This is a genomic window from Jannaschia formosa (assembly GCF_003340555.1).
Classification (GTDB): domain Bacteria; phylum Pseudomonadota; class Alphaproteobacteria; order Rhodobacterales; family Rhodobacteraceae; genus Jannaschia; species Jannaschia formosa.
Genome location: NZ_QPLJ01000117.1, coordinates 1 through 689 on the forward strand (window position 1 = coordinate 1; position 689 = coordinate 689).

General features: G+C 70.0%; 1 protein-coding gene. It reads right to left on the bottom strand.

Going from position 1 to position 689, the window contains the following annotated elements; genetic code table 11:
- Window positions 1-670: transposase (locus DR046_RS23075; RefSeq protein ID WP_209313655.1), on the bottom strand; the 670-nt coding region annotated here is incomplete at its 3' end.
- Between the last annotated feature and the right edge of the window lie 19 nt (window positions 671-689).

The window sequence follows — 689 nt, forward strand, 5'->3', positions numbered from 1 at the left end:
GCTCGGGCGCCTTCAGCCCGCGCCTGGTCATATCCTCGAGGAAGGCGGTCCAGGCCGCGGCGCTCTCCCCGCCCATGCTCCTGAGGCCCAAAAGCACCTTCTGACCATCGCGGCGCACGCCGATGGCCACGAGCAGCGAAATTGCCGTCGCCTTGCGATCAAGTCGCGTGCGGACGACCGTGCCGTCCAGGATCAGGCGGACGATGTCCTCGTCGCCAAGGTCGCGCGCGTTCCAGGCCTGCCAGTCGGTCTTCACCTTCCGCCATGCCCGGCTGACGACGTCCTTGCCGACGGCACCCTCGAAGAGCGCCGAGAGGGCGCGTCTGACGCGGCGCGTGTTCGTGCCCGCCAGGTAAGCTCCCGCGATCAGCGCTTCCGCCCGCTTCGTTAGCCGCTGATAGCGGCGCAGCCCTTGCGAGCGCCATTCGGTCGTGCCGCCGTCTTCGCGCGCCAGCCGCGCCCGCGGCACCTGCACCGTTTCGGGCCCGAACGTGCCAATCACCTGCCGGTCGCGATGCCCGTTGCGCCAGCCGCGTGGGCCTTTCTCCGACCGCTCGTAGCGACCGCGCCCAAGAGCGGCTTCCAGCTCCTCCTCGAGGATCGCCTCGATGCAGGCCCGGACACGACCGCGCACCCCATCCTCGATCGGATCGCTCCAGCCTTCCAGCATTGGCGCAGTTGCGCACCCC